The organism is Tabrizicola thermarum (assembly GCF_003574395.1).
Lineage (GTDB): Bacteria > Pseudomonadota > Alphaproteobacteria > Rhodobacterales > Rhodobacteraceae > Tabrizicola > Tabrizicola thermarum.
The window spans coordinates 90,252-116,754 of sequence record NZ_QMJY01000013.1 but is presented as its reverse complement, the minus strand read 5'-3'; the positions used below and the strand labels follow the sequence as shown (position 1 = coordinate 116,754).

Below are 26,503 nucleotides of genomic sequence, written 5' to 3'. Positions count from 1 at the left end.
ATGGCCCGTTCCCCCGCCCTGACCGGCATCCTCTTCGCCATCGGCGGCACGCTGATCTTTTCGGTCAACGATGTCTCGATCAAGTTCCTGTCGGGCGGCTATGCGCTGCATCAGGTCATCCTGATCCGCGCCATCATCGCCATGGCCTTCATCCTGGGCGTGATCCACTGGTCGGACCGGGGCTGGTCGCAGCTGGTCACGCGTCGCCCCGCAACGCACCTACTGCGCGTGGCCATCGTCATGCTGTCGAACGTCACCTATTTCACCGGGCTTGCGGTGATGGACCTCGCCGATGCGGTGGCCGTGGCCTATGTCAGCCCGATCGTCATCACGCTGCTGTCGATCCTGGTCCTGGGCGAAAAGGTCGGCCCCCGGCGCTGGGCCGCCGTCTTCGTCGGCATGGTCGGCGTCATCGTCATGCTGCGCCCCGGGGCGGGAGTGATCCAGCCCGCCGCGCTCCTCGTCCTGGTCTCGGCCGTCCTTTACGCCACCGGAAACCTCCTGGCCCGCCACATGGGCGGCACCGAAAGCGCGATGACGCTGTCCTTCTACGTCCAGCTCGGCTTTGTCCTCGTCAGCCTGGCGATGGGCGCCTGGGCCGGAGACGGCCATCTGGCCACCGAAGACGGGATCTGGGCCTTCCTGTTCCGCCCCTGGATCTGGCCGCCGCTGGCCGACTGGCCGATCTTCCTTGCCACGGGCCTGTCCGTGGGCATCGGCGGGATGATGGTCACGCAGGCCTACCGCACCTCCGAGGCCGGGCTGATCGCGCCCTTCGAATATGTGGGCATGCCGCTGGCGATCTTCTGGGGGCTGGTCGTCTTCGGCACCTTTCCCGACGCGGTGTCCTGGGTCGGGATTGCGCTGATCTGCGGCTCGGGCCTTTATGTGATCTGGCGCGAAACGGTGGTCAGACGGAAAAGCGATGCAGCCTGAGGCAGTGATCTTCGACATCGGCAACGTGCTGACCCGCTGGCAGCCCGAGGCCTTCTACGACCGCGTCATCGGCCAGGACCGCCGCCGTCGCCTGTTTGCCGAGGTCGATCTGCACGGCATGAACGCGCTGATCGATGACGGCGCGCTGTTCCGCGAGACGATCTACGACTGGGCCGACCGCCACCCCGACTGGGCCGCCGAAATCCGCATGTGGTACGACCGCTGGATCGAGCTGGCTTCGCCCCGCATCGAAGGCTCCATCGCCCTTCTGCGCGCGCTGCGGGGCAAGGGCGTGCCGGTCTTCTGCCTGACAAACTTCGGCAGCTATTCCTACGAGGAGGCGCGGACCAAGCTGGATTTCCTCGGCGAGTTCGACCGCGAATATGTCTCGGGCCGACTGCGGGTCTCGAAACCCGATCCCCGCATCTATCAGGCGGTGGAAGAGGATTGCGGCATCGCGCCGGATCGCCTGCTGTTCACCGATGACAAGGCCGAGAACATCACCGCCGCCGCGCGCCGCAGCTGGCGCACGCATCAGTTCGAAAGCTGGCAAGGCTGGGCCGCGCGACTGGTGGCCGAGGGACTATTGACCAACGAAGAGGCAGGGCTATGACCCAGATCGTTCCGAAAGAGGCCGAGGCGCTTCTGTCCTGGCAGGGCCTGCTGGACGCCTTCGAAGCCGGGCACCGCCTGCCCCGGGCCGAGATCAGGGACATGTTCCTCCATCGCGGTCAGGATACGCTGCTGGACCGTGCGGCCTGGATCGACGGGCTGGGTGCGCTGGTCAAGGTGGCGACGATCTTCCCGGGCAATGCCGCCCGCGGCGTGCCGACGATCTTCGGCGCCGTGACGCTGTTCGACGATGTGACCGGCGATCTTTCGGCCATCGTCGATTTCCATCTGGTCACCAAATGGAAGACGGCGGGCGACAGCCTCTTGTCCGCCTCGCGCCTCGCGCGGAAGGATGCGCGCCATTTCCTCCTGGTCGGCGCCGGGGCGGTGGCGCGCAGCATGGTCGAAGCCTATTCCGCCCTGTTCCCCGACGCGCGCTTCACCGTCTGGAGCCGGTCCCGCGCTTCGGCTCAGGCGATGGGCCTGCCGGTGGCCGAGGATCTGGAAACGGCGGTGCGCGGGGCCGATGTCATCTGCACCGCCACCATGGCGACCGAACCGCTGATCCGGGGCGACTGGTTGCAACCGGGCCAGCATCTGGACCTGATCGGCGCCTACAAGCCCGGCATGCGCGAGGTGGACGATACCGCCATGGCCCGCGCGCGGGTCTTCGTGGACAGCCGCGCCACCACGATCCACCACATCGGCGAGCTGATGGACCCGATTGCTTCGGGCGCGATCACCGAAGCCGACGTGATCGCCGATTTCTACGACGACCCCGCGCTTTACGCCCGCCGGTCCGAGGACGAGATCACCATCGCCAAGAACGGCGGCGGCGCGCATCTGGACCTGATGACGGCGACCTACATCGCCCGGGCCTGGGCCAATCGTTCTGCATAGGGAATGTCGGGAAATTGGTCGGAGCGAGAGGATTCGAACCTCCGACCCCCTGCTCCCGAAGCAGGTGCGCTACCAGACTGCGCTACGCTCCGACCGTGCGCCGGGGGTTAAACCCTAAGCCCGGCTTTGGCAAGAGGGCTCACGCCTGATCGCCGCCCCTTTCGAACCGCTTCAGCCAGGTCGAGACCCGGGGGAAGGTGCCGATCTCCCAGCGCGAGCGGTTCTCCAGCACGGGGCGGTTCTGGCTGATCGACGGTGTGCTTTCGCGCAGGACGATGTAGATGCCCGACGCGATGATGACGGCCGAACCGATGCCGGTGTACAGATCGATGGATTCGTTGAAGAACATCCAGCCGTAAAGGGCCGCCCAGATGATCTGGGAATACTGCATGGGTGCCACGATCACGGCAGGCGCGGTGCGATAGGCCGCGATGCTGGCCAGGGCGCCCAGCGTGCCCAGAAGCGCCATCACCGCGGTCAGCGACAGGTCGGTCAGCGGCATCGGCTGATAGACCAGCGGCATCAGCGCCCCGGTGGCAAGGAAGGTCAGCACCATCGGATACAGCATCAGCACGACCGATCGTTCATCCCTGCCGATCTTGCGCACGATGATCGAACTCAGCGATCCCGTGGTCGCCGCCCCCAGCGCCGCCAGATGGCCCAGCGAAAACCCGTCGCCGCTGCCGGGGCGCAGGACGATGATCACCCCCAGTAGCCCGACGATGACCGCGATGCCGCGGCGCAGGCCGACCTTTTCCCCCAGCATCGGAATCGCCATCAGCGTGATGAGCAGCGGCATGGCGAAGAAGATCGCATAGCAGGTCGTCATCGGCAGGACGGAAAAGGCGTAGAACCCCATCGCGCCCGTGGCCACCGCGCTGACCGTGCGGATCACGGTCCACCAGGGATGCCGGGGGATCAGGGTGCCGTCGCGCCGGTCGGACAAGAGCAGGATGGTGATGAGAGGAAAGCCCATCAGCCCCGCGAAGAACATGGTCTGGAACGGCGAGTAATGGCCGCCGAGATATTTCACCACCACGTCATGCGTGGCGTAGAAGGCAAAGGCGGCCAGCGACAGAAGCGCACCGCGAAGGTGGGAATGCATGTTGGTCAGTCCGCCTGGGCGCGCGGCACATTGGCCACGACTGATTGCGCAAACACTATCGCTTGGATCGGCTCCGGCCACAAGGGCGGGTGAGCGGTTCGTCTCAGGCTGTCTGACGCGACCCGTCCTTGCGCACCAGCACCATGATCCCGGCCAGCGCGATGATCGCCATGCCGAACCCCGTCTGCCAGGTCATCGGCTCGCCGAAGAGCAGGGCGCCGAACAGGGCGGCCCAGGCGATCTGCGAATACTGCGTCGGGGCCACGATGATCGGTGCGGCGGCGCGGTAGGCGGCGAACATCATCAGCGTGCCGCAGAACCCCGCCAGCGCCAGCCCGGCGACCGTGGCCAGATCGGCGGCGGGCATCGGCACATGGCGCCCCGGCAGCAGCAGGAAGGCCGACATCGTCTGCCCCAGCACGGGATAAAGCAGCATCGGCACATTCGCCTCGTCCCCGCCGGTCTTGCGCACGATCAGATAGTGGACGGCGGCCAGGATCACCCCGCCCAAGGCGGCGACATGGCCGATGCCGAACTCGATCCGGCCCGGGTCCAGCGCGACCATCACGCCGACAAGGCCGACCACGACGGCCAGCCCCGAGATCAGGTCGATCCGGTCGCCCAGCACCGGCCAGGCCAGAAGGGTCAGCACCAGGGGCAGGGTGAAGAAGATCGCATAGGCCTGTGCCAGCGGCATCACCGTGAAGGTATAGGTCACCAGAAGCCCGTTGCCGATCAGCGCCGCCGTGCGAATCGCCATGAGCCAGGGATGCACCGGCCGCAGACTGACCGGCGCCCGCAGCCACAGAAGCCCGATCAGCGGCAGGCTGAAGGCCCCGGCAAAGGCCACGATCTGCACCGGACTGTAGGTTCCGCCCAGGAACTTGATGGTGGCATCGGCCAGCGAGAACAGGCCAAAGCCCAGCAGCCCGTAAAGCGCACCCTTCAGGGCAGGGGACATGATGGCTCCGGGCGGGGTCAGCGGCCCGGGGACAGCCCCCGGGCGCGGGGATCACAGGCTTGCGTCCAGCGCGGCAAGGATCGCGTCGCCCATCTGGGCGGTGGAGACCGGAGTGCCGCCCTCGGGGCCCATCAGGTCGGCCGTGCGCACACCATCGGCCAGCACCTTTTCCACCGCCTTCTCGACACGGGTCGCTTCTTCGCCCATGTCGAAGCTGTAGCGCAGCGCCATGGCAAAGCTCAGGATGCAGGCGATCGGGTTCGCCTTTCCCTGACCTGCAATGTCCGGGGCCGAGCCGTGGACGGGTTCGTACAACGCCTTCGGGCGGCCGTTGGCCATCGGCGCGCCCAGGCTGGCCGAGGGCAGCATCCCCAGCGACCCGGTCAGCATCGCCGCGCAATCCGACAGCACGTCGCCAAAGAGGTTGTCGGTCACGATCACGTCGAACTGCTTGGGCCAGCGCACCAGCTGCATCGCGCCGTTGTCGGCATACATGTGGCTCAGCTCCACATCCGGGTAGTCGCGGTCATGCACTTCCTGCACCACCTCGCGCCACAGGATACCCGATTCCATCACGTTTGCCTTCTCCATCGAGCAGACCTTGTTCGCGCGCTTGCGCGCCAGCTCGAAGGCCGATTTCGCCACCCGGGCGATTTCCGATTCCGTATAGCGCTGGGTGTTGATCCCGACGCGTTCGTTGCCTTCCTTGAAGATCCCTCGCGGCTCGCCGAAATAGACGCCACTGGTCAGTTCGCGCACGATGACGATGTCGAGGCCCGCCACCACCTCACGCTTCAGGCTGGAGAAATCCGCCAGCGCGTCAAAGCACTGCGCCGGGCGCAGGTTCGAAAACAGGTCCATCTCCTTGCGCAGACGCAGAAGGCCCCGCTCGGGTTTGACGGAAAAGTCCAGCTTGTCGTATTTCGGCCCGCCCACCGCGCCCAGCAGCACCGCGTCCACCGCCTGCGCCTTGGCCATCGTCGCGTCGGTCAAGGGCACCCCATGCGCGTCATAGGCGCAGCCGCCGACCAGGTCCTCGGACACGTCGAAGTGGATGCCGCGCTTTTCGCCCATCCAGCCGATGATCTTCTTCACCTCGGCCATGACTTCGGGGCCGATGCCGTCGCCGGCAAGGATCAAAAGGGACGGGTTGGGCATGGGACGCTCCGCTGAGATGGGTCGGGCGAGGGCCTAGCCCTTCGGCCGGAAAACTTCAAGCGGCGAAGGCCTCGGCCAGCGCGTCCCAGACCCGCCGCAGCCGGGGCGACTGGCGCAGGCGCGGCGCGGCCGTCAGCCAGACCGGCAGAGAGGGCAGATCGGCCACCAGGTCGATCCGCTCCAGCGCCGGGTCGGGGTCGCCCACCGCGCGCAGGATGCCCCCCAGCCCGCAGCCCGCGCGGACCAGTTCGACATAGGTCAGCGGGTCGTCGCAGCGCACCGGAAAGAAGCTGCGGTCGACCTCCATCCCCAGCGCCCGCATCACCCGGATGATCTGGTCCATCCGGTCCTGGCCGATGAAATCGTGGTGCATCAGGTCGTCCAGGGTTGCGGGGCGCCCCCGGCGGTCAAGATAGGATCTCGCGGCGTATAGACCGAGAGGGACCGCCCCGATCTGCCGCGCCACAAGGTCGCCTTGGGTCGGTCGATACATCCTCAGCGCGATGTCCGCCTCGCCGAAGAGAAGGTTCTCGGTCGTGTCCGAAGGGACAAGGTCGATCTGGATCCCCGGCTCGCTCTGTCGCAGCCGGGCCAGGATCGGCGGCAGGATGGCATGCGACACCACGCGGCTTGCGGTGATGCGCACCGTGCCCTCGATGCCCGCAGCCTGGCCCCTTGCGGTCAGCGCCAGCTCGGCCGCCGCCGCCCGCATTGCCCGCGCCGCCGGGACAAGCGCCCGGCCCGCCTCGGTCAGGGCCAGACCCTGCGCGACGCGGGTGAAAAGCGTGACCCCCAGCGCCGCCTCGACCGCCTGGACATGCCGGCCCAGCGTCGGCTGGCTGATCCCGGTCGTCCGCGCCGCAGCCGACAGCGACCCTGCCTCGGCCACGGCAAGGAAGGATCGGATCAGGGACCAGTCAGGCATTTCCATTCATTCATGAATACCTGATGGGCGATTTCATGCAATTCCATTTGTCAGGCCTTGGGCGCATATCCCCCGAAAAGGAGAGCGATCATGACACGGACAGCATTGGTTCTGGGGGCCTCGGGTGGCTTTGGCGGACAGGTGGCGCTTGCCTTGCAGGCGGCGGGGTGGGAGGTCCGGCGCTATGCGCGGGGCACCGACATGGCGGCTGCGGCGCAGGGCGCCCAGCTGATCGTCAACGGCCTGAACTCGCCCGCCTATCACAACTGGGACAAGCTGATCCCCGAGATCACGACCCAGGTCCTTGCCGCCGCGCAGGCCAGCGGCGCGACCATCCTCGTGCCCGGCAACGTCTATCCCTATGGCACGCAGCCCGGCCCCTGGGGTCCCGACACGCCGCACCGCCCGGTCGCGCGCAAGGGTCGCATCCGGGCCGAGATGGAGGCGCGCTATCGGCAGGCGGCAAGCCGGGGCCAGCGCGTGATCCTTCTACGCGGCGGGGATTTCCTCTTGCCCGAGGCGCCGCAGATGGTGATGAACCGGATCATCCTGGGCGCGGTGGCCAAGGGCCGCGTTACGGCCATGGGCGACCCTGCGGCGCTGCACGCCTATGCCTACCTGCCCGACATGGCGCGCGCGGCGGTGGCGCTGGTGGCGCTGGGCACGGCCCTGCCGCCCTATGCCGACATCCGCTTTCCCGGCCATGCCTTCAGCATCGATGACCTTGCCGCCCGGATCGCCCGCCTGTCGGGCCGCCCCATGCGCGTCAAGCGCTTTCCGCGCTGGATCTTCACCCTGGCCAGCCCGGTCTGGGAACTGGCGCGAGAGCTGCGCGAGATGCTCTACCTTTTCGACCATCCGCACGCGCTGGACCCGGCGCCGCTCCGCCGCTGGCTGCCCGACTGGCAGGACACGGCCCTGGACGAGGTGATCGCCCGCCACCTGCGGGCAAAGGGGCTCATGGCAGGGTGATGTCCACCCAGACCGGAAAATGCCGCGAGGCCGTGACGAGGTCGCGGTAAAGGGGGTCGTCCTCGGGCGGCCAGAGCACCCCCGACGCGGTCACCCTCAGCCCCGCCGACGGCAGGACATAATCCAGCCGAAGGCCCCCGAGATCGGGGTAAAGCACCGTATCCAGCGCCGGATCGCCGCGATGGGCGGGTTCGGTCCGGCCATGGTTTCCGCGCGGGGCAGGGTCCTGCAGCGCGGGATGGGTCAGCAGCGCGGCGATGCCGTCCCGCAGCCCGTCGCCGTCGGCAGGGTCCATGTTGCCGTCGCCCAGCAGGACAAAGGGCGGCTCTGGCGGCGGCATCGGCAGCGCGCCGTCAAGGAACAGCCGCCAGAACGCTGCCTCGTCATGGTTGCGGCGGCCGTTGCGGTCCTCGGGCCCGTCGAAGACCGGCGGCGTCGCATGCCAGGCCAGCAGGTGCAGCGCGCCCTCGGGCGTCATCACCGGGACGTCCCAGAACCCCGTGGTCGCCAGCCGCTGGACCTCCGCCAGCGCGGGCCGGTCATCGGACAAGCTGCCCGGCAGGTCGCGCCAGAGCAGGTCCGAGGCATCCCGCACCCCGTCCTCGGCCACCGGCCAGCGCGACAGGATCGCCATGCCGCCCTGGCCGGAAAACAGCCCGAATCCCTGCGCATCACGCGGATCGCCGATCCGGCCATTGCCATCCACGTCAAGGCCGGTCTGCATCCCGGTATTGGGCCGCCGGGCAAAGCGGTAGGGATAGTCCTGCCCCGCTGCCGCCAGCCGGTCGGCCATAAGCCCCAGCGCGACCCCACCCCTGTCGTAGTCGACCGAGGTCAGCAGGATCACATCCGCGTCCAGATGCGCCAGCACCCGCAGGATGGCCGCGATCTGCGCGTCCTTGCCCTCAGCCAGGTCCTGCACCAGAAGGCCGGGCCCCGACCGGTTCAACCCGACGTTCCAGGTTGCGATACGCAGGGTCTCGGCACTGGCCGATCCCGCCAGCAGCAGGACAAGGGTCAGCGCTGCCCCGGCCTTAATGATCGTCTTCATCCTCGTCGTCATCGCGACCCAGCCGACCCGGCTCGATCGCGCCAAGGACGGCCAGTTTGGCGGCGCGCTTGATGCGGATCATGTCGGCGATGCGCGCCATGGCGACCGCCCGCATGATCAGCGCGGCGGGCAGGTAGGCCCAGAGCGCCATCGCCCAGATCAGCGTCTGCGGCGAGGTGAGCGTCTCGGCCGGGATGCCGCGGGTCAGGACGGCGATGATCGCGGGGATGACGAAGGGCAACAGAAAGCCCACCGCAAGATTGGCATGGGAATCGCGCACCAGCCGGTCGACGACATCGCCGCCCGCCGTCGGCTCGAACGTGGGCAGGTTCACCCAGACGTTGAACGCGCTTTTGGTCGAGGGCCAGCCGGCCAGCTTCAGCACGATGACGAACAGGCCCAGCGAGAACAGCGAGACCAGGTAGGCCGTACCCGCCGCGACCTTGACCTGGGCGATCTGGGCCGCGGTGGCATTGTTGTCCAGCATGTAGCTGGCCAGCCGGACCGGCGAATAGGGAAAGTCGAGGGCCGAGCCGATGATGAGGCCGAGGGCGTGAAACAGCCGGGTCACGGTGGTCGAGTTTTCCTGATCGGCCACGATGGCGGACAGGAACACCACGATGATGAGCATCATCAGATAGCGGATGCGGTTGTAGGGCGCGCCGTCGCGAAACTCCACCAGGCTGGGATAGACGGCGTTGTATTCGATGAACACCAGCGCGCCGCCGAACAGTGCAACCAGCGCCACGATCTGCTTGGTGTCGGTCCCGATGCCCGGCAGGATCACCGAGGGCATCACGATCAGGATCATCACCAGAAAGGCGCGGACCGAGGCGGCAACGGCGCGCTTGATCCAGCTGCGGGCCCAGCTTTCGGCCCCGCTGGCCGAACTCAGCCGCAGTTTGCTGCGCAGCCCCTCGATCACTGCGGTTCCGTTTGCCACAATTCCGCCCAATTCAGCCCCGGTTCCATCCGACTCGCCCAGATCATCCCCATCTAGACCAAGATTTGTGGCCATTTCAGGGTCAGTCTGGGCCAAGTAGCAGACCTCGTGCAGTTTTTCCGCACAATCGCACCGCAATAGGCCCGATACCTCCCGGCTCAGCTTTCGCGGAAGGCGCGGGCGAAATAGTCGGTGAAGGGCTTGACCAGATAGGCAAGCGGGGTGCGTCGCCCGGTCAGCAGGAAGACTTCGACCGGCATTCCCGGCAAGAGGGCGCGGCCGCCCAGCCGAGCCTGCTCGCCCTCGTCCAGTTGAATCCGGGCCGTGTAATAGGTGGCGCCGGTGTGCGAATCCGTCAGCGCATCGGCCGACACCAATGTGACCCGGCCCCTGAGGTGCGGCGTGTCGCGCGACGCGAAGGCGGGGAACACGAGTTCGGCCGCCTGTCCCACCGCGACTTCGTCGATGTGGATCGGTGCGATACGGGCGGTGATGACCAGCGGACGGTCCTGCGGGATGACGAACAGCACCGGATCGGCCGGGCGCAGGACGGCGTGGGGGGTGGTGACCTGAAGTCCCAGCACGATCCCGGAAACGGGCGCGCGGATCTCCAGCCGGTCGATCCGTTCGACCAGCGCGCGGCGGCGTTCGGCCAGTTCCAGGATCGTCGGCCCGATCTGGCGCAGCTCGGCCGTCGCTTCCTCGCGGCGGCGGGTCGCCAGGCCCGAGATCTCGATCTCGATCTCGGTGATCTGCCCCCTCGTCCGCGCAAGCTCCGCGGCGAGTTCCCCCAGCTGGCCCTGCAACCGCGCCCGCTCGCGTTGCAGCGCCAGCACGGTTCCAGCCTGGGCCAGCCCCTTGTCGCGCAGACTTTGCTGCGCGGCCAGTTCCTGTTCGATCAGGTCAAGCTGGGTGGCCAGCGCCGCCCGTTGCGCGGCAAGGCCGTTCGATTGTTCGGTGATCTGCCCGATCCGCTGGGTCAGAAGGTCGCGCTGTTGGGCCAGCGTTGCCTTGCGCGCCTCGAACAGCCGCTTCTGGCCGTCCAGCTGTGCCGCCACCTCGGGCGAGGCATCGGCCAGCGCCAGCATCGCCGCGTCAAAGCGCACATCGGCGGCTTCGTCGCGTTCGGCGGCCAGTCGCGCCGACCTGCTGGCAAGGTCGGACAGCTGGCCCTCGACGATCGTCAGCTCGGACCGCAGGGCCGATCCGTCCAGCCGCAGCAAGGGATCGCCTGCCGCAACGCGCGCGCCTTCGGTGACCAGGATCGCCTCGACCACGCCGCCGTCGGGATGCTGGACGATCTGGCGGTCCTGCTCGACCTCGATCTGCCCGGGCGCGACGATGGCGCCGGAAATCCGCGTCGTCGTCGCCCAGAGGCCGAAGCCCGCGACCAGAACCAGCGCCGCGATCAGGCCAAGGAGCACCGGGCGGCGGACGGAAATGCGCGAGGCGGTCATGCCACGCCCCCCGACAGCGGCGACCGCACGACAGGGCCTGCGTTGCGCATCGCCTCACGCAGGACCGAATCCCTTGGCCCGAAGGCCGCCGCGGCCCCTTCGTGCATGACCAGCAGCAGATCACACTCCTGTATCGCCGCCGGGCGATGCGCCATGATGAGAACCGAGGCCCCGCGCGCCTTGGCCGTGCGGATCGCGGTGTTCAGCGCGATCGACCCTTCGTTGTCGAGATTCGCGTTCGGCTCGTCCAGGATCAGCAGGACAGGATCGCCGAACAGCGCCCGCGCCAGCCCGATGCGCTGGATCTGGCCGCCCGACAGCTGGCTGCCCATCGTTGCGACCTGCGTGTCATAGCCGTTCGGCAGTTTGAGGATCATGTCATGCGCCGCCGCCGCCTTCGCCGCAGCGACCACGGCCGCCGCATCCGCGCCCGGATGCAGGCGCGCGATGTTGTCCGCGACGGTGCCGTCGAACAGCGTGACCCGCTGCGGCAGATAGCCAAGGTAGCCGCCCAGCCTGTCCGGATCGTACTGGTCCAGCGTCGCGCCATCCAGCCGGATCCGGCCCGAGGCCGGTCGCCAGACCCCGGTCAGCGCCCGCGCGAGCGAGGATTTCCCCGACCCCGACGGCCCGATCACCCCCAGCGCCTGGCCGGGCGGCAGGGTAAAGGTCAGGTTGCGCAGCACAGGAGCACTGCCGCCGGGCGGCACCACCGTCAGGGCCTGCACCTCGACCAGAGGCCTGGGGCGGGGCAGGTCGGTGCGGGGCGGCGACGGCGGGGCGTCGGCCAGAAGTCCGCCAAGCCGGGTCCTTGCCTGCCGCGCCCGGGTGACGACGGACCACTGGGCCACAGCCTGCTCCAGCGGCTGCAAGGCGCGGCCCATCAGGATCGAGGCGGCAATCATCGCCCCCGCCGACAGTTCCTGCCTCAGGACCAGCCAGGCCGCCAGCCCCAGCATCGCCGATTGCAGGAACAGGCGGAACGTCTTGATCAGCACCGAATAGCGGCCCGCCGAATCCGACGCCTGCAACCCGGCGTCGAGCGCGACATCGCGGCGCGCCTTCAGCCGGGCAAAGGCCGCTCCGGCCATGCCCAGCGATTGCACCAGTTCGGAGTCCTGCTTCAGGCTTTCGGCCTGCCGCTCGGCGGCGAGGCTGGCCAACGCGGACGCCTGCAACGGACCGCCCGTGGCGAGCTGGTTCCTCCAGCTTGCCCCCAGGATCACCAGCGCGCCCGCAAGTGCCAGACAGCCGAGCCAGGGGTGGAAGACGAAGATCGCCGCCAAGAAGACCGGCGCCCAGGGTGCATCGCAAAGCGCCAGCGCCACGGGCGAGGCCCAGAACCGCGCGATGGCATCCAGATCGCGCTGTGCGGCCAGCGCGGCCAGGTCCTGCGGCGCCACGGTCAGCCGCCGGAAGGCCGCCGACAGGACGCGCGGGTCGAGCTGTTCCTGCAACCGCGCGCCGATCCGCGCCATGATCCGGCCCCGGGCATAGTCCAGCACCCCCATGACCAGGAACAGGAAGGTCATCAGCAGCGACAGCGCGAGCAGAGTCTCTTCCGACCGCGACACCAGCACGCGATCATAGACCTGAAGCATGTACAGCGGCGCCGTCAGCGTCAGCAGGTTGACCAGCGCCGAGAACAGGAAGGCCGTCACCAGCGCCTGCCCCGAGGCCGCGCGTGCGGCGGCAAGTTCGCCCGGGCCGGGCATGATCCTGGTCGCATCGCTGGCGGTCTGGAACATCGGTTCTTCCTTGGCGCCTTCCCGCCATGAGCAGCGCATCGGACACGTTTGGCCGTTGTCATGGTCAAACTGCGGTCTTATGCCTTGGCTCATGGTTGCCGAAGACTATCGTTCGCGGCACTTGTGCCGGACAGTAGGGAAATGGGTCTGAAGATTCCGTTGATTTCAGGGCGTCTGCCGCCGATTTACGCCCTTGCGGTCTCGGCCTGCCTTGCGGCGGGCTGCGCTGCGCCCTCGGGACCGACGGCGATCAACGACCCGTTCGAACCGGTCAACCGCCAAGTGCACGGGTTCAACAAGGCGGTGGACCGCGGGCTGGTCGCTCCGGCGTCGCAGGGCGTGGGCAGCGTGCCCGAACCCATCCGGCGCGGCGTCGACAACCTGGCCGGCACGCTGGCCCTGCCGGGCGACATCGCCAACAACCTGCTGCAACTGCGGCTGGCCGACGCCGCGCAGAACACCCTGCGCCTGGGGGTCAACCTGACCTTCGGGCTGGCGGGGCTGCTGGATGTCGCCTCGGAAGCCGGGCTGGAGGGCAAGCCCACCGACTTTGGCGAGACGCTCCACGTCTGGGGGGTCGGCGAGGGCCCCTATCTGGAACTGCCGCTGGCCGGACCCTCGACCCTGCGCGACACGGTGGGGATCATCGTGGACACCGCGCTGGACCCGGTCAACCGGGCGTTGCCGGTGCGCGAGGCGACTGCGGCGCTGGGCATCCGGCTCTTCTCACGGCTTGGTGATCGGTCGCGCTTCTCGGCGACGGTGGATTCGATCCTATATGACAGTGCGGACAGCTATGCCCAGGCGCGGCTCCTCTACCTTCAGAACCGGCGGTTCACGCTGTCGCGGGGCAAGGCGGCAGAGGGCGGCGACGACGCATTCATCGACCCCTATGAGGACCCCTATGCCGAATGATCCCACCTTCTCGCGCCGCGGCTTTGCGGTGGCACTGGCGGCCGCTGCGGCCCTGACGGCGCTCCCGCGCCCGGCCCTGGCCCTGACGGCAGAGGCGGCCAAGCAGCTGGTCGACAGGACGGTCGCCGATATCAACGGGATCATCAATTCCGGCAAGTCGGAAAGCGCGATGCTGAAGGATTTCGAACAGCTGTTCGTCCGCTATGCCGATGTGCCGACGATCGCGCGGTCGGTTCTCGGGACTGCCGCCCGGTCGGCGTCGAAAGCGCAGCTTTCCGCCTTTACCACGGCCTTCCAGGGCTATATCAGCCGCAAATACGGCCGCCGCTTCCGCGAGTTCCAGGGCGGACGCATCGACGTTGCCGAGGCGAAGGCGCTGAAAAGCTACTTCGAGGTCGTCTCGACCGCGCGCCTGAAGGGGCAGCAGCCGTTCGAAGTGCGCTGGCATGTGTCCGACAAGTCCGGCAAGAGCCTGTTCTTCAACATCATCATCGAGGGCGTGAACATGCTGTCCTCGGAACGGGCCGAGATGGGCGCGCTGCTGGACCAGCGCGGCGGCGACCTCGACCGGCTGATCGCGGATCTCAGGACCCTCTGACCGCGGAACCGGTTTCCGCAGGGAAATCGCGACACAGCCGCACAGGGTCCGGCCCCCAGGTTTCGCGCACTCCGGTGACCGGTCTGCCTGCGTCAGTTCCCGTTGCCCAGAAGCTGGTCGATCTGCCCGGCCAGATCGTCCGCAAACCCGCCGCCCGACACCGGGCCTTCCAGCACCGCGCCCTGGGGCGGCGCTCCGTTGTAGACGGGGATGTTCTCGCCGGTCAGCGGGTCGACATAGACCTCGTCGTAGGATGGCGCGTTGGGGTCGTCGAAATAGGGCACGTCCTCGGCCGTGATCGCGCCTTCGGTCGTGCTCGGGTCGATCGGCACGTAGGTGGAGTCCGGGATCTCGGTCATCAGCGGCCTGGCCGGTACGCCCTCGTTGATCCGCACCATCACCTCATGCCAGATTTCCGCCGGCAGGCCGCCACCGGTCACTCCGCTCAGCGGACGGTTGTCGTCATAGCCCATCCAGACGCCCACCACATAATCCGCGGTGAACCCCACGAACCACGCATCCCGCGCGCTTTGCGTTGTGCCGGTCTTGCCCGCCGCCTCGCGGTCCTTCAGCCGCGCCCGGCCTCCGGTGCCCGACTTCAGCACCTCGGTCATCATGTAGGTCAGGGCCCGCGCGGCCTTTTCGCTGATCACGCGCTCCCCGATCCCTCCGCCCGCGCCGAACAGGGGCTCGTCCATCCCCTTCAGCGTCAGGGACTCGAACCCGTAGGGCGTGACCGAAGACCCGCCGTTCAGGATGCCCGCGAAAGCCCCTGTCATGTCGAGCAGCGTCGATTCCGACACCCCCAGCGCCAGAGCGGGGCCGTTGGCGAAGTTCTGCGCCAGGCCGAAATCCGTCGCCACCTGCTTCACAAGGTCACGTCCCACCGCCTCGGACACCCGGACGGCCGGGATGTTCCGGCTTTCGGCCAGCGCCTGCGTCAGGGTGATCCGGCCCTTGAACTGCCTGTCGTAGTTCTGCGGACACCAGTCGCCCGAGCCGGGCGTGTAGATGCACAGGGGCGAGTCATCGACATAGTCCAGCGGGCTGTAGCCCAGATCCATCGCCACGGCATAGACGAAGGGCTTGAAAGTCGATCCGGTCTGCCGCACCGCCTGCGTCGCGCGGTTGAAATCCCCCGCATTCGGCGTCTTGCGCCCGCCGACCATCGCCCTGACCGCACCGTCCGCGCTCATCACCACGATCGCCGCCTGCGCCTCGGAGCCTGCCTTGACCTTGGTTTCGAAGATATAGGCCAGCGCTTCCTCGGCCTTCTTCTGGATCTCCTGATCCAGCGTCGTCTTGATGATGACGTCCTCGGTCGTGTCGCGCCCCAGATAGTCGGGCGTCGTCTCCATCACCCAGTCGGCGAAATAGCCGCCCGCCTTCTGCTTGGCCGCCTTCGACAGGACCGCCGGATTTGCCCGGGCCTCATCGGCCTCGGCCTTGGTCAGATAGCCCTGATCCTCCATCAGCCCGATCACGACCGCCGCCCGGTCCTGCGCCCGCTTCAGGCTGGCCGTCGGCGCATAGGTCGAGGGCGCCTTGAGCAGGCCCGCCAGCATCGCGGCTTCAGCTGCGCTGACATCCTTGGCCGACTTGCCGAAATAGCGATGCGCCGCCGCCTCGAACCCGCGCGCGCCCGCGCCCAGATAGGCGCGGTTGAAGTAGATCGTCAGGATCTCTTCCTTGGAATACTTCGCCTCCATCGCCATGGCGAAGGGGACTTCCTTCAGCTTGCGCCAGATCCCGCCCTTGCGGCAGTCCTTTTCGTAGTCCGCTTCGGACTTCCAGAGCTTGGGGTCCCACTGCACGCCAAGGCACAGCAGCTTGGCCGTCTGCTGGGTGATGGTCGACCCGCCGTTGCCCTCGAAGGGTCCGCGGCCCTCGGCCAGGTTGATGCGGATCGCGCTGGCGATCCCGCGCGGGCTGATGCCGAAATGCCAGTAGAACCGCTTGTCCTCGGTCGCCACCACCGCATCGTGCAGATAGCGGGACACGCTGTCCGCCGTCACCATCCCGCCGAACGTCTCGCCCCGCCAGGCGAAGACCTCGCCATTGCGGTCCAGCATGGTGACTGACCCCCGCGCGCGCCCGTCGACCAGATCCTCCAGCTTCGGCAGCTGGGCGTAATAATACCAGACGAATCCGCCCAGGATCAGCGCGCCGATGGCCGTCGCGCGCCAGGCAATGCCCCACAGCACCCGCCAGACCGCCAGGATCAGGCCCATTACCAGCCCATGCTTGCGCGCCGGTCGTGCCGTCCGCCGTCGCGGCGACTTGGGAGGAGTCGGTGACGCAGGCTTGCGCGGACCGCCCCCCGAGCCACCCGAAGACCCCCCCGACCGGGAGCCCGCATATCTCTTGTCCGCGACAAGGGGGCCGCGCCCCCGGTATCCAGTTGCCATGCCTGCTCTTGCCACTCGTGACCAGGGTCATCGTTGGGGCCGTTCCGACCCGATTGCCGCGCACAATATCCCGGATCGTCGGGAAAGCGAAGGCAGAGGGACCACGATTCGCATCCCGAACATGCCCAATAGACAGGCAAAAGCCAAAACAAGTGCAAAAAATGTGCACCAGGACCCGCGTCCTGCGCGTCTTCCGCCGACCAATTCTTGTGCGGCCGCAGCATTGCCCTGCCTCATGACGCTTGAAGGTCCCACCCCTGGGAGCCTGCCAGAGAACAGAGGGGAACACCGTGAAGCTCATCATTGCAGCAATCAAACCGTTCAAGCTCGAGGAGGTCCGCGAGGCTCTGACCGCCATCGGTGTCAGGGGCATGATGGTGACCGAGATCAAGGGGTTCGGCAGCCAGTCCGGTCACACCGAAATCTACCGCGGCGCCGAATATGCCGTGAACTTCGTGCCGAAGGTCCGGCTGGAAATCGTCGTCTCCGATGCGCTGGCGGACCAGGTCGTGACCACGATCCAGAAGACCGCCAGGACCGACAAGATCGGCGACGGAAAGATCTTCGTGCTGGACGTTGAACATGCCGTGCGGGTCCGCACCGGCGAAACCGATGACGACGCGCTCTGACGCGGCGGGGGAAAGGGGTATACCTGACATGAAACTCGAAACGAAACTTGGCCCGAGAACGCTTGCCGGCGCGCTGGCCGCGTCGCTTTTCGCCGGCCTGCCCGCCTGGGCGCAGGACGCGACTGCCGAGGCGACCGAAGCCGTCGCAGAGGCCGCCGCCGAAGTCGTCCCCGTGATGGACAAGGGCGACGTCAGCTGGATGATGATCGCGACGGTCCTCGTCCTCTTCATGACCCTGCCGGGCCTCGCGCTGTTCTACGGCGGCCTCGTGCGGGCCAAGAACATGCTGTCGATCCTGATGCAGACCACGACCGTCGCCTGCGTGATGATGATCGTCTGGGTGATCTACGGCTACTCCTTCGCCTTCGGCGGCTCGACCTCGCCCTGGTGGGGCGGCACCGCGAAACTCTTCCTCTCCGGCGTTACCGCCGACAGCATGGCCGCGACCTTCTCGGCGGGCTACGTCATCCCGGAATACCTCTTCATCGTCTTCCAGATGACCTTCGCCGCGATCACCCCCGCCCTCATCATCGGCGCCTTTGCGGAACGCGTGAAGTTCAAGGCCGTCATCGCATTTTCGGTCCTCTGGGGCACCTTCTCCTACTTCCCGATCGCCCACATGGTCTGGGACGCGAACGGCTATCTCTTCGTCAAGGGCGCCATCGACTTTGCCGGCGGCACCGTGGTGCACATCAACGCCGGGATCGCGGCCCTTGTCGGCTGCCTGGTGATCGGCAAGCGCGTCGGCTTCGGCAAGGACAACATGGCCCCGCATTCCATGGTCATGACCATGATCGGCGCCTCGATGCTCTGGGTCGGCTGGTTCGGCTTCAACGTCGGCTCCAACCTCGAAGCCAACGGCGGGGCCACCCTCGCGATGATCAACACCTTCATCGCCACGGCGGCAGCGACCCTGACCTGGGCGGCCATTGAAGGCATGGCCCGCGGCAAGGCCTCGATGCTGGGTGCCGCCTCGGGCATGGTGGCGGGCCTCGTCGCCGTCACTCCGGCCTGCGGCACCATCGGCCCGATGGGGGCGATCCTCCTTGGCGTGATCGTCTCGTTCGTCTGCTACTTCTTCGTGACCACGGTGAAGCAGAAGATGGGCTATGACGACAGCCTGGACGTCTTCGGCGTCCACGGCATCGGCGGCATCGTCGGCGCGGTTCTGACCGGCGTATTCTCGGCCGCGGCCTTCGGCGGGGTCAAGGGCGACGACTACGCGATGATGGCCCAGCTCTGGATCCAGATCGAGGGCGTCCTCATCACCATCGTCTGGTCGGGCGTGGTGTCCTTCATCGCCTACAAGCTGGTCGACATGACCATCGGCCTCAGGGTGGACAGCGATACCGAGCGTCAGGGCCTCGACCTCGTCAGCCACGGCGAACAGGCCTACCACTCGTAAGACACGACCCGGCGGCGGTTGCTCCTCCCGCCTGGTCCGCCGCCGGACCGAAGACGGCCCGTGGGACCTCCCCCCACGGGCCGATCTCTGTTCGGGGGGGGGCCTCGCGCGACGGCCGCGTCTCGTCGGTCGGGGCACAGCCCATGGCGACCTTGCCGGCACCCTTTGCCATTGGCCGGGCCCGAGGAATGGCCTAAGGCTGTTCCGACCGGGACAGGAGAACCGACAATGCCCGCCACCTGGCTTTTCCGGGCCGTTCATTTCAGGCGCTTTGCCGGGATCGGGGCCCGCGGCCTGCCGCTCGAGGATGTCACGCCGCAGCGCAGCCGCGACCTGCCGATCGCCAGCGGCACCGTGCTTTTCGCTCTCCGGGTCTTAGCCCCGAATTGACCCGGACCGTCGTGCAGGCAGGAACTCCGCTCAAGGGCGTCGCGCTGGTCGTGGCGGCCACGCTCCTCTTCGCCACCGGAGACACGCTCGGCAAGCACCTGTCGATGCTTTACGCCGCGACGATGGTGCTTTCGGCGCGCTACCTCATCAACCTCGTCCTCGTGGTTGTCGCCATGTGGCCCCGCCACCGCAGCGCGGTCTGGGCCACGAACCGCACCGGCCTCGTCCTGTTGCGCGGCCTTCTGCTTGCCGTCGCGACCGTGACCATGCTGCTGTCGCTGCGCGTGATGCCGGTGGCCGAGACGGTGGCGCTCATCTACATCACCCCCGTCCTGCTGATGCTTGCCTCCGGGCCGATCCTGGGCGAGCGGGTGCCGCCGATCGGCTGGCTCTGCGCTGCGCTCGGCTTCATGGGCGTCCTTCTGATTGCGCGGCCCGGCAGCGGTCTTGACCCCTGGGGCGTCGCCCTCTGCCTCATCAACGCCATCCTCGGCACCGGCTACCACCTTCTGACCCGCATCCTGACGCGGACCGAGACGACGATGGCTCTCCTGTTCCACACCGCGCTGGTCGGCTCGGTCCTCTCGGTGGGCGCGACTCTGGTCATCGGGGGCGAATCGATGCCGACCCTGCCCGACATCGGCCTGATCCTCGCCTACGGCACCTGCGCGACCGTTGGCCACCTTCTTCTGACTTCGGCCTACCGCGAGGCCCCGGCCGCCACTCTCGCTCCGGTCAACTACATGCACATCGCCTTTGCGATAGGTCTTGGCTGGCTGGTGTTCCAGCAGATCCCGGATGCGCTTGGCTTCGCCGGCATGGCGCTGATCGCGGCGGCGGGGCTGGTGTCCGCCTGGCGGGCCAGCCGCTGACCGCCCCGATCCCCCTCCCGGCATGGCAGCTTGCCGCGCCCCGGCTGGTCGCCAGAACGCCGCGCGCAACGGTCCAAGGCATCGTCCGATCCGACGCCCGGCCCGCCGCACATCGCGCCCGGTCGATCCTCTGGTCGCTGGAGGACGCCAACGACGCCGCCGCCGACCCCCGCCCTCCGGCGCCGCAGCCTGACCCGTGACCGGGGCACCAAGATGGCCTGCCAGCCGGATCTCGCCCGCCGCCTGAAGATCGACATCCGGTTCTTCGACCCCCACGCACCCCGGCAGCGCGGATTGAACGAGACGACCGGTGGCCTTCTGCGTCAGGTCCTGCCGCAGGGTGCCGATCTACGCCAATTCTCCCGGCGCGATCTCGCCCACATCGCCAGGCTCATGAACGACCGCCCCCGCAAGACGCCGGGATGGAAACCTCCGGCTCAGGTCCTGGGCCTGGAGATCGAAAAGGCAGCCTCGATGTTGCAGGTCGAACTTGGGTTAACCAGGTCTGAACGCCCGCAGCCAAGCCATTGATTTCACTGGCCTGGAAAATGTGACCGCGCGCGGCGCCTCAGATCGCGGCCTTCCGCATCTCGTCCAGGTAGATCTCCCGCAGCCGGGTCGCCACCGGCCCCGGCTTGCCGGTCCCCACGGGTTTCCCATCCACCTCCACCACCGGCATCACGAAGATCGACGCGGCGGTACTGAACGCCTCATCCGCCCCCTGAGCCTCCGCCGGGGTGAAGGCCCGCTCCTCCACCTCGAACTGCGCCTCCGCCGCGAACCGCAGCACCGCCGCCCGGGTGATCCCGTGCAGGATATCGTTGCCCAAGGCCCGCGTGATGATCCGGTTCCCCTTCACGATGTAGGCGTTGTTCGAGGTCCCCTCCGTCACCGCCCCATCCTCATCCGTGAACCAGCTGTCATCGACCCCCGCCTTCTTCGCCGCCATCTTTCCCATCGACGGATACAGCAGCTGCACCGTCTTGATATCGACCCGGCTCCAGCGCAGGTCCGGGATCGTGATGACCTTGAAGCCGGTTTTCGCCGCTGGGGCGTCGGCGAGGTTCGGAATGTTCTGGGTGAAGGCCACCACCGTCGCCGGCAGATCGGCGGGCGGGAACAGGAACGAGCGATCCCCGGGATTGCCCCGCGTGACCTGCAGGTAGATCATCCCCTGGTCGATGCCGTTGCGGGCCACCAGTTCCCGGTGCATCGCCAGAAGCTCCTCCGAACTCAGGGGGCAGCTCATCTCCAGCTCGCGCAGCGACCGCTCCAGCCGCTTCACATGGCCCTCGAAGTCGATCAGCTTGCCGTCGAGGACCGAGGTCACCTCATAAACCCCGTCAGCCATCAGGAAACCCCGGTCGAAGATCGACACCTTCGCCTCGCCCTCGGGCAGGTAGTCGCCATTCACATAGACGGTGCGGGTCATGCTGTTATCCCCAAAGCTGCGGCAGGGCCGGGTGGATGTGGCGGTCGTCGTAGCGGACCGGATAGTCGCGGTCCTGCGCCATGTCGGCGGGGCCGTCAAGGTCGGACCAGTCGGCCCCCTGCGCCACCAGCACCGCCGGGGCCATGGACAGCGAGGTCGAGACCATGCAGCCGACCATCACCTTCAGCCCCAACCGCCGCGCCTCGTCGCGGGCCCGCAGTGCCTCGGTCAGTCCGCCGGTCTTGTCGAGCTTCAGGTTCACCACGTCATACCTGCCGACCAGCCCGGGCAGCGAGGCCACGTCGTGCGCGCTTTCGTCGGCACAGACCGGCAGGGGCCGCGCGATCTCGGCCAGCATGTCGTCAGCCCCCTGCGGCAGGGGCTGTTCCACCATCTCGACCCCCAGCCGAAGCAGATGCGGGGCAAGGTCGGCATAGATCTCGGGCGTCCAGCCTTCGTTCGCATCGACAATCAGGCGGACTCTGGGGGCACCCGCGCGGACCGCCTCAATCCGGGGCATGTCGGAGGGCGTGCCGAGCTTGACCTTCAGCAACGCCCGATGCGCATTCCGGGCTGCCGCCGCCCGCATCGCCTGCGGTGTATCGAGCGAGAGGGTGAAGGCGATCTCCACCGGCTGCGGCGGAGGAAGTCCGGCAAGCTGCCAGACCGGCCGACCCGTAGCCTTCGCCTCCAGGTCCCAGAGCGCACAATCCACCGCATTCCGCGCCGCACAGGGCGGCATCGCCTCTTGCAGGGCCGCGCGCGAGATCCCTTCGGGCAGAGCGCGGATCGCCGCGATCGCGCCCTCCACCGTCTCGCCGTAGCGCGGGTAGGGCAGGCCCTCGCCCCAGCCACGATGACCGCCGCGCGTCACGCTGGCCGTCACCACCCGCGCCTCGGTCTTGGACCCGCGCGAGATCGTGAAGGGATTGCGAAGATGGAAGGTCTCGGCCCGGGCGTCCAACATGGGCGGACTGTAGCGGGCAGATCCGGGCTGCGGAAGGTGGAAGAAATGCTGCGCCTGCAAAAGGCATATTGCGCTGCGGCGCGCAACATTATAACCGTGCAGCATAACACCGCGTAATATCCTTGCCCACGGGAAAACGTCATGAGCTTCCGCCTGCAACCCCCCGCCCCCGCCCGCCCGAACCGCTGCCAGCTGTTCGGCCCCGGCTCGCGGCCCGAGCTTTTCGCCAAGATGGCGGCGAGTGCGGCGGACGTCATCAACCTGGACCTGGAGGATTCGGTCGCCCCGGCCGACAAGCCGCAGGCGCGGGCGAACATCATCCGGGCGATTTCCGAAGTGGACTGGGGGCGCAAGACGCTGTCGGTGCGGATCAACGGGCTGGACACGCCCTTCTGGTACCGCGACGTCGTGGACCTGCTGGAGCAGGCGGGTGAACGGCTGGACCAGATCATGATCCCCAAGGTCGGCTGCGCGGCGGATGTCTATGCGGTCGATGCCCTTGTCACCGCCTGCGAGGCGGCGGCGGGGCGAAAAAAGCGGATCAGCCTGGAGGTCATCATCGAGACGGCAGCAGGCATCGCGCATGTCGAGGAGATCGCGGCCAGTAGCCCGCGTTTGCAGGCAATGAGCCTGGGCGCAGCGGATTTCGCGGCCTCGATGGGGATGCAGACCACCGGGATCGGGGGGACGCAGGAAAACTATTACATGATCCGCGAGGGGCAGAAATACTGGGCCGACCCCTGGCACTGGGCGCAGGCGGCGATCGTGGCGGCCTGCCGGACGCATGGGGTGCTGCCAGTGGACGGCCCCTTCGGCGATTTCAGCGACGACGAGGGTTTCCGGGCCCAGGCGCGGCGGTCGGCGACGCTGGGAATGGTCGGGAAATGGGCGATCCATCCGAAACAGGTGGCCTTGGCGAACGAGGTGTTCACGCCCTCCGAGGCCGCAGTGACCGAGGCGCGCGAGATCCTGGCGGCGATGGAGGCGGCCAAGGCCGCGGGCCAGGGCGCGGCGGTCTACAAGGGTCGGCTGGTGGACATCGCGTCGATGCGGCAGGCCGAGGTGATCGTGCGGCAGGCGGAACTGATCGGGGTCTGATCCTTACGGGTTGACGAGGTTCGGCGGGACCCGATCCTCGGCCCAGGCGATCAGGTTCTCCACCGCCATCATCCCCATGTTCTCGCGCACTTCCAGGCAGGCGGTGCCGAGATGGGGTAGCAGGGTGACATTCTGCATGGCCAACAGGGCGGCGGGCACCTCGGGTTCGAACTCATACACATCGAGCCCCGCTCCGGCGATCCGGCCTTGCTGCAAGGCGGCGATCAGTGCGGTCTCGTCCACCACATCGCCCCGCGAGATGTTCACGAAGATGCCCGAGGGCTGCATATGCGACAGCGCGGCGGCGTCGATCAGGTGATGCGTGGACTTGCCGCCCGGCACCGCCACCACCACGAAATCCGCCGCCATCGCCTCGGCCAGCCCGACCTGCCGGGCGGGCATCCCCGGATCGGCGACGGGCGAGCGGTTGTGGAACACCACTTCCATGCCGAACCCGTAGTGGCAGCGGCGGGCGATCGCCTTGCCGATCCGGCCCATGCCGATCACGCCCAGCCGCTTGCCGGAGACGTGGGTCCCCAGCATCTGCACCGGATGCCAGCCTTCCCAGCCGCCCGAGCGGACGAGGCGTTCCCCTTCCCCCAGACGGCGGGCGGTCATCAGGATCAGACCCAGCGCGATGTCGGCAGTGGCATCGGTGACGGCGCCGGGGGTGTTGGTGACGGCGACACCGGCGGCCCGGGCGGCCTCGGCGTCGATATGGTTGTAGCCGACGCCGAAGTTCGCGAGCAGCCGTGCCCGAGGCGCTGGCACATCGGCGAAGACATCTACCTGAAACCGGTCGCCCAGCGTGGGCAGCACCACATCGAAGTCGCGCAACGCGGCGCGGAGCTCCTGAGGCGAGAGCGGATCAGTCCGGTCGCGCAGCGTCACGTCAAAGCGGGCGCGGGCGGCATCCAGCACGCGGTCGGGCAGGCGTCGGGTGATGAGAAGCGACGGTTTCAGAACAGTTTTCCTCCCAGCGGAACCTCATGGTCCGGGCCGACCAGCACGACCTCGCCCTCGGCATCCGGCAGGCCTAGCACCAGCACCTCGGACAGGACCGGGCCGATCTGGCGCGGCGGGAAGTTGACCACGGCAAGGACCTGGCGCCCGATCAGCTGGTCGATGGTGTAATGCCGCGTGATCTGCGCCGAAGACCGTTTCTCGCCGACCCCGGGGCCGAAATCGACCCAGAGCTTGTAGGCGGGCTTGCGCGCCTCTGGGAAGGGCTCGGCGCGGGTGATTCGGCCGACGCGGATGTCCACCTTCACAAAGTCGTCGTAGGTGAGGGTCATCGGCCCAGCTCCCGTCCCCGGTCGGCGGCGGCCTTGACGGCGCGTTTCAGAAGGGCGGGAAAGCCGGTGTCGGGGTCCATCAGCACCGCAAGGGCTGCGGCGGTGGTGCCGCCGGGAGAGGTGACGTTGATCCGCAGTTGGGCGGCGGACTCGGGGCTCTGGAAAGCCAGTTCCCCCGCCCCGCAGACGGTGGCGCGGGCAAGCTGCATGGCGATGTCGGGGGGAAGACCCTCGGCCTCGCCCGCTGCGGCCATCGTTTCGATCAGGTGGAAGACATAGGCCGGACCAGAGCCGGAGACGGCGGTCACGGCGTCGATCTGGTCTTCGCTGCTCAGGTCCACCACCTGCCCCACGGCGGCCATCAGGTCGCGGGCGAGGGCGAAGTCGGCGTCGGAGACATGGGCGTTGCGGCATAGCGCGGTGATGCCCCTGCCCACCATCGCGGGGGTATTCGGCATGGTGCGGACGATGGCGGTGCGGGCGCCAAGGGCGTCCTCAAGCGTCGCGATCTTGGTGCCTGCCGCGATCGAGACGAAGAGCGTGCTGCCGTTGCCCAGGGCCTGCAATGCGGGCAGGGCGGTGCCCATCATCTGCGGCTTCACGGCCAGAAGGGCCACGGCTGGCGCGGACGGAACGCCCCGGTTCAGGTGAACGCCGCTGCCCTTCAGCCATTCGGTCGGGTTCGGCTCGATCACCCAGACCGAACCGGGCGGAACCCCTGCGGCCAGCCAGCCGGTCAAGAGCGCCGTCCCCATCTTGCCGCAGCCAAGCAGCACCAGCCCGTCACGGGCCACACGTTCCAAGGTCATGCAATCCCCCCTAAACCGGAGGAGAGGTTAGGCGCGGCCGTAAGCCTCGGCAATGGCGACTTTCATCGACTCGGCCGGCGACTGGTCGCCCCAGGAAACCAGCTGGAAGGCGGGGTAAAAGCGCTCGCAGGCACTGACCGCGCTGGCGATCAGGCGGTCGATCTGTTCCGGGCCTGCCATCTGGCCGCCGGACAGCACGAGACCATAGCGCCAGACCATAAGCTTCTGCTCGGCCCACCAGGTGAAGGCCCCCGACCAGACCATGTCGTTGCAGCGGTTCAGCACATCGTAAAGCGCCGGAAGCTTGTCAGCCGGCGGGTCCATCTCGAAGGTGCAGATCAGGCGCAGGGTTTCGTCCTGATCGCTCCATGCGAGGGTCAGCGAATAGGTGCGCCACTGGCCTTCGACCGCCATGGCGATCTGGTCATCGGTGACGCGGTCGAATTCCCAGGCGTGGTGTTCGGCCAGAGTCTCGACGATGTCGATCGGATGCAGATCTTCCATCGCAGCGTAGTCTTCGGAAAGCGACATGCCCGGCCTCATGATGAAGCTTCTAAGGGGCCGAAACCCACTAGAAACTGGGTATCTGGCAAGGGTCTGCGTTTGCCTGATGCATCCCTTACTAGATATGGTGGGACAGGAGCGAAAGCCTGTAAAGCGAATTCTTGCGAAAATAGCTGTGGAAAAGCGGATTTCCTTGTGGGGAGAGTCTGCAGAGTCAAAGACTTGCCGTTTCAGGACTCGTCAGGCGGGTGGGACACACGTCAGGGAAGAAAAAGCCCCCGTGCGGGGGGCGCACGGGGGTATGTCGGGAATGGTCGGGCCATTCAGGGGCAGACTGGCCGGACCGGGCGATGGGGACAGATCGCATCTCCGAACGCGATCAGACTGGCCGAGCGCTGAATCGGAAATGTGAC

The 26,503-nt window shown here is 67.5% G+C and carries 27 protein-coding genes and 1 tRNA gene; 12 read left to right on the top strand and 16 right to left on the bottom strand.

Features of this window, described 5'->3' with window-relative positions:
• Genes D5084_RS05400 through D5084_RS05390 form a run of 3 tightly spaced genes read left to right on the top strand, consistent with a single transcriptional unit; the run spans window position 1 to window position 2,448 of the window.
• Window positions 1-936, top strand: coding sequence for a DMT family transporter (locus D5084_RS05400; protein WP_128514492.1), 936 nt, complete (start codon window positions 1-3; stop codon window positions 934-936).
• On the top strand, window positions 926-1,549 hold the full coding sequence (locus D5084_RS05395) for an HAD-IA family hydrolase (protein ID WP_128514491.1): 624 nt from the start codon (window positions 926-928) through the stop codon (window positions 1,547-1,549). The genes D5084_RS05400 and D5084_RS05395 overlap by 11 nt, the downstream gene beginning before the upstream one ends.
• A complete protein-coding gene (locus tag D5084_RS05390; protein ID WP_128514490.1) occupies window positions 1,546-2,448 on the top strand; it encodes an ornithine cyclodeaminase family protein in 903 nt (300 codons plus the stop codon). The genes D5084_RS05395 and D5084_RS05390 overlap by 4 nt, the downstream gene beginning before the upstream one ends.
• Window positions 2,449-2,463: 15 nt before the next feature.
• Here D5084_RS05390 and D5084_RS05385 read toward each other — a convergent pair.
• From D5084_RS05385 to D5084_RS05365, 5 genes are all read right to left on the bottom strand, one after another.
• A tRNA-Pro gene (locus D5084_RS05385) sits at window positions 2,464-2,540 on the bottom strand.
• A 47-nt stretch (window positions 2,541-2,587) separates the two neighbouring features.
• On the bottom strand, window positions 2,588-3,553 hold the full coding sequence (locus D5084_RS05380; RefSeq protein WP_128514489.1) for a DMT family transporter: 966 nt from the start codon (window positions 3,551-3,553) through the stop codon (window positions 2,588-2,590).
• A 103-nt stretch (window positions 3,554-3,656) separates the two neighbouring features.
• Complete coding sequence (locus D5084_RS05375; RefSeq protein WP_128514488.1) at window positions 3,657-4,514, bottom strand: DMT family transporter; 858 nt, start codon at window positions 4,512-4,514, stop codon at window positions 3,657-3,659.
• Window positions 4,515-4,565: 51 nt separating this feature from the next.
• On the bottom strand, window positions 4,566-5,672 hold the full coding sequence (leuB, locus tag D5084_RS05370) for a 3-isopropylmalate dehydrogenase (protein ID WP_128514487.1): 1,107 nt from the start codon (window positions 5,670-5,672) through the stop codon (window positions 4,566-4,568).
• Window positions 5,673-5,727: 55 nt separating this feature from the next.
• Window positions 5,728-6,597 carry a LysR family transcriptional regulator gene (locus tag D5084_RS05365; protein ID WP_354001213.1) on the bottom strand — a complete coding sequence of 290 codons (870 nt, stop codon included), beginning with the start codon at window positions 6,595-6,597 and terminating at the stop codon, window positions 5,728-5,730.
• Between the two features lie 90 nt (window positions 6,598-6,687).
• Here D5084_RS05365 and D5084_RS05360 point away from each other — a divergent pair, with 90 nt between their 5' ends.
• Entirely contained in the window at window positions 6,688-7,569 is an 882-nt protein-coding gene (locus tag D5084_RS05360; protein WP_128514485.1) for a Rossmann-fold NAD(P)-binding domain-containing protein, read from the top strand.
• Here the strand turns inward: D5084_RS05360 and D5084_RS05355 are convergent.
• The 4 genes from D5084_RS05355 to D5084_RS05340 all read right to left on the bottom strand — a co-directional run bounded on the left by D5084_RS05355 (window position 7,556) and on the right by D5084_RS05340 (window position 12,768).
• Window positions 7,556-8,620, bottom strand: a complete 1,065-nt coding sequence (locus D5084_RS05355; protein WP_128514484.1) for an endonuclease/exonuclease/phosphatase family protein — start codon at window positions 8,618-8,620, stop codon at window positions 7,556-7,558. The genes D5084_RS05360 and D5084_RS05355 overlap by 14 nt on opposite strands.
• The gene (locus tag D5084_RS05350) at window positions 8,604-9,563 is read right to left on the bottom strand and encodes a hypothetical protein (protein ID WP_238382536.1); all 960 of its coding nucleotides are present in this window, start codon (window positions 9,561-9,563) and stop codon (window positions 8,604-8,606) included. Before D5084_RS05350 ends, D5084_RS05355 begins: the two co-directional genes overlap by 17 nt.
• Before the next feature lie 158 nt (window positions 9,564-9,721).
• Window positions 9,722-11,020 carry an HlyD family type I secretion periplasmic adaptor subunit gene (locus D5084_RS05345; protein ID WP_128514483.1) on the bottom strand — a complete coding sequence of 433 codons (1,299 nt, stop codon included), beginning with the start codon at window positions 11,018-11,020 and terminating at the stop codon, window positions 9,722-9,724.
• The gene (locus D5084_RS05340) at window positions 11,017-12,768 is read right to left on the bottom strand and encodes a type I secretion system permease/ATPase (protein WP_238382535.1); all 1,752 of its coding nucleotides are present in this window, start codon (window positions 12,766-12,768) and stop codon (window positions 11,017-11,019) included. The genes D5084_RS05345 and D5084_RS05340 overlap by 4 nt, the downstream gene beginning before the upstream one ends.
• Before the next feature lie 141 nt (window positions 12,769-12,909).
• Here D5084_RS05340 and D5084_RS05335 point away from each other — a divergent pair, with 141 nt between their 5' ends.
• Window positions 12,910-13,683 (top strand): MlaA family lipoprotein, encoded by a 774-nt coding sequence (locus tag D5084_RS05335; RefSeq protein ID WP_162302381.1) that lies wholly within the window; start codon window positions 12,910-12,912, stop codon window positions 13,681-13,683.
• Complete coding sequence (locus D5084_RS05330) at window positions 13,673-14,281, top strand: MlaC/ttg2D family ABC transporter substrate-binding protein (RefSeq protein WP_128514481.1); 609 nt, start codon at window positions 13,673-13,675, stop codon at window positions 14,279-14,281. Before D5084_RS05335 ends, D5084_RS05330 begins: the two co-directional genes overlap by 11 nt.
• Before the next feature lie 92 nt (window positions 14,282-14,373).
• On the opposite strand, the gene D5084_RS05325 is transcribed toward D5084_RS05330, so the two are convergent.
• Window positions 14,374-16,689, bottom strand: coding sequence for a transglycosylase domain-containing protein (locus D5084_RS05325; protein WP_128514480.1), 2,316 nt, complete (start codon window positions 16,687-16,689; stop codon window positions 14,374-14,376).
• A gap of 290 nt (window positions 16,690-16,979) precedes the next feature.
• Here D5084_RS05325 and D5084_RS05320 point away from each other — a divergent pair, with 290 nt between their 5' ends.
• The 5 genes from D5084_RS05320 to D5084_RS05305 all read left to right on the top strand — a co-directional run bounded on the left by D5084_RS05320 (window position 16,980) and on the right by D5084_RS05305 (window position 20,516).
• A complete protein-coding gene (locus D5084_RS05320) occupies window positions 16,980-17,318 on the top strand; it encodes a P-II family nitrogen regulator (protein ID WP_128514479.1) in 339 nt (112 codons plus the stop codon).
• Between the two features lie 28 nt (window positions 17,319-17,346).
• A complete protein-coding gene (locus D5084_RS05315; RefSeq protein ID WP_128514478.1) occupies window positions 17,347-18,723 on the top strand; it encodes an ammonium transporter in 1,377 nt (458 codons plus the stop codon).
• A gap of 228 nt (window positions 18,724-18,951) precedes the next feature.
• Window positions 18,952-19,113, top strand: a complete 162-nt coding sequence (locus D5084_RS18305; RefSeq protein WP_155523100.1) for a hypothetical protein — start codon at window positions 18,952-18,954, stop codon at window positions 19,111-19,113.
• An 11-nt stretch (window positions 19,114-19,124) separates the two neighbouring features.
• Window positions 19,125-19,985, top strand: coding sequence for a DMT family transporter (locus D5084_RS05310; RefSeq protein WP_128514477.1), 861 nt, complete (start codon window positions 19,125-19,127; stop codon window positions 19,983-19,985).
• 213 nt (window positions 19,986-20,198) lie between these two features.
• Window positions 20,199-20,516 carry an IS30 family transposase gene (locus D5084_RS05305; protein WP_128514476.1) on the top strand — a complete coding sequence of 106 codons (318 nt, stop codon included), beginning with the start codon at window positions 20,199-20,201 and terminating at the stop codon, window positions 20,514-20,516.
• Between the two features lie 37 nt (window positions 20,517-20,553).
• Here the strand turns inward: D5084_RS05305 and D5084_RS05300 are convergent, their stop codons facing one another.
• Complete coding sequence (locus D5084_RS05300; RefSeq protein WP_128514475.1) at window positions 20,554-21,417, bottom strand: D-amino-acid transaminase; 864 nt, start codon at window positions 21,415-21,417, stop codon at window positions 20,554-20,556.
• Window positions 21,418-21,421: 4 nt separating this feature from the next.
• Entirely contained in the window at window positions 21,422-22,384 is a 963-nt protein-coding gene (gene dgcA / locus D5084_RS05295; protein WP_128514474.1) for an N-acetyl-D-Glu racemase DgcA, read from the bottom strand.
• A gap of 141 nt (window positions 22,385-22,525) precedes the next feature.
• Here dgcA and D5084_RS05290 point away from each other — a divergent pair, with 141 nt between their 5' ends.
• Entirely contained in the window at window positions 22,526-23,482 is a 957-nt protein-coding gene (locus D5084_RS05290; protein WP_128514473.1) for an L-malyl-CoA/beta-methylmalyl-CoA lyase, read from the top strand.
• 3 nt (window positions 23,483-23,485) lie between these two features.
• On the opposite strand, the gene D5084_RS05285 is transcribed toward D5084_RS05290, so the two are convergent.
• From D5084_RS05285 to D5084_RS05270, 4 genes are read right to left on the bottom strand one after another with little or no spacing between them, the layout of a single operon-like run.
• On the bottom strand, window positions 23,486-24,445 hold the full coding sequence (locus D5084_RS05285; RefSeq protein ID WP_128514472.1) for a 2-hydroxyacid dehydrogenase: 960 nt from the start codon (window positions 24,443-24,445) through the stop codon (window positions 23,486-23,488).
• Window positions 24,442-24,777, bottom strand: a complete 336-nt coding sequence (locus D5084_RS05280) for a tRNA-binding protein (RefSeq protein WP_128514471.1) — start codon at window positions 24,775-24,777, stop codon at window positions 24,442-24,444. The genes D5084_RS05285 and D5084_RS05280 overlap by 4 nt, the downstream gene beginning before the upstream one ends.
• Window positions 24,774-25,586, bottom strand: a complete 813-nt coding sequence (gene proC / locus D5084_RS05275) for a pyrroline-5-carboxylate reductase (RefSeq protein WP_128514470.1) — start codon at window positions 25,584-25,586, stop codon at window positions 24,774-24,776. Before proC ends, D5084_RS05280 begins: the two co-directional genes overlap by 4 nt.
• 27 nt (window positions 25,587-25,613) lie before the next feature.
• Window positions 25,614-26,117, bottom strand: coding sequence for a type III secretion system chaperone family protein (locus D5084_RS05270; protein ID WP_128514469.1), 504 nt, complete (start codon window positions 26,115-26,117; stop codon window positions 25,614-25,616).
• Window positions 26,118-26,503: the final 386 nt, after the last annotated feature.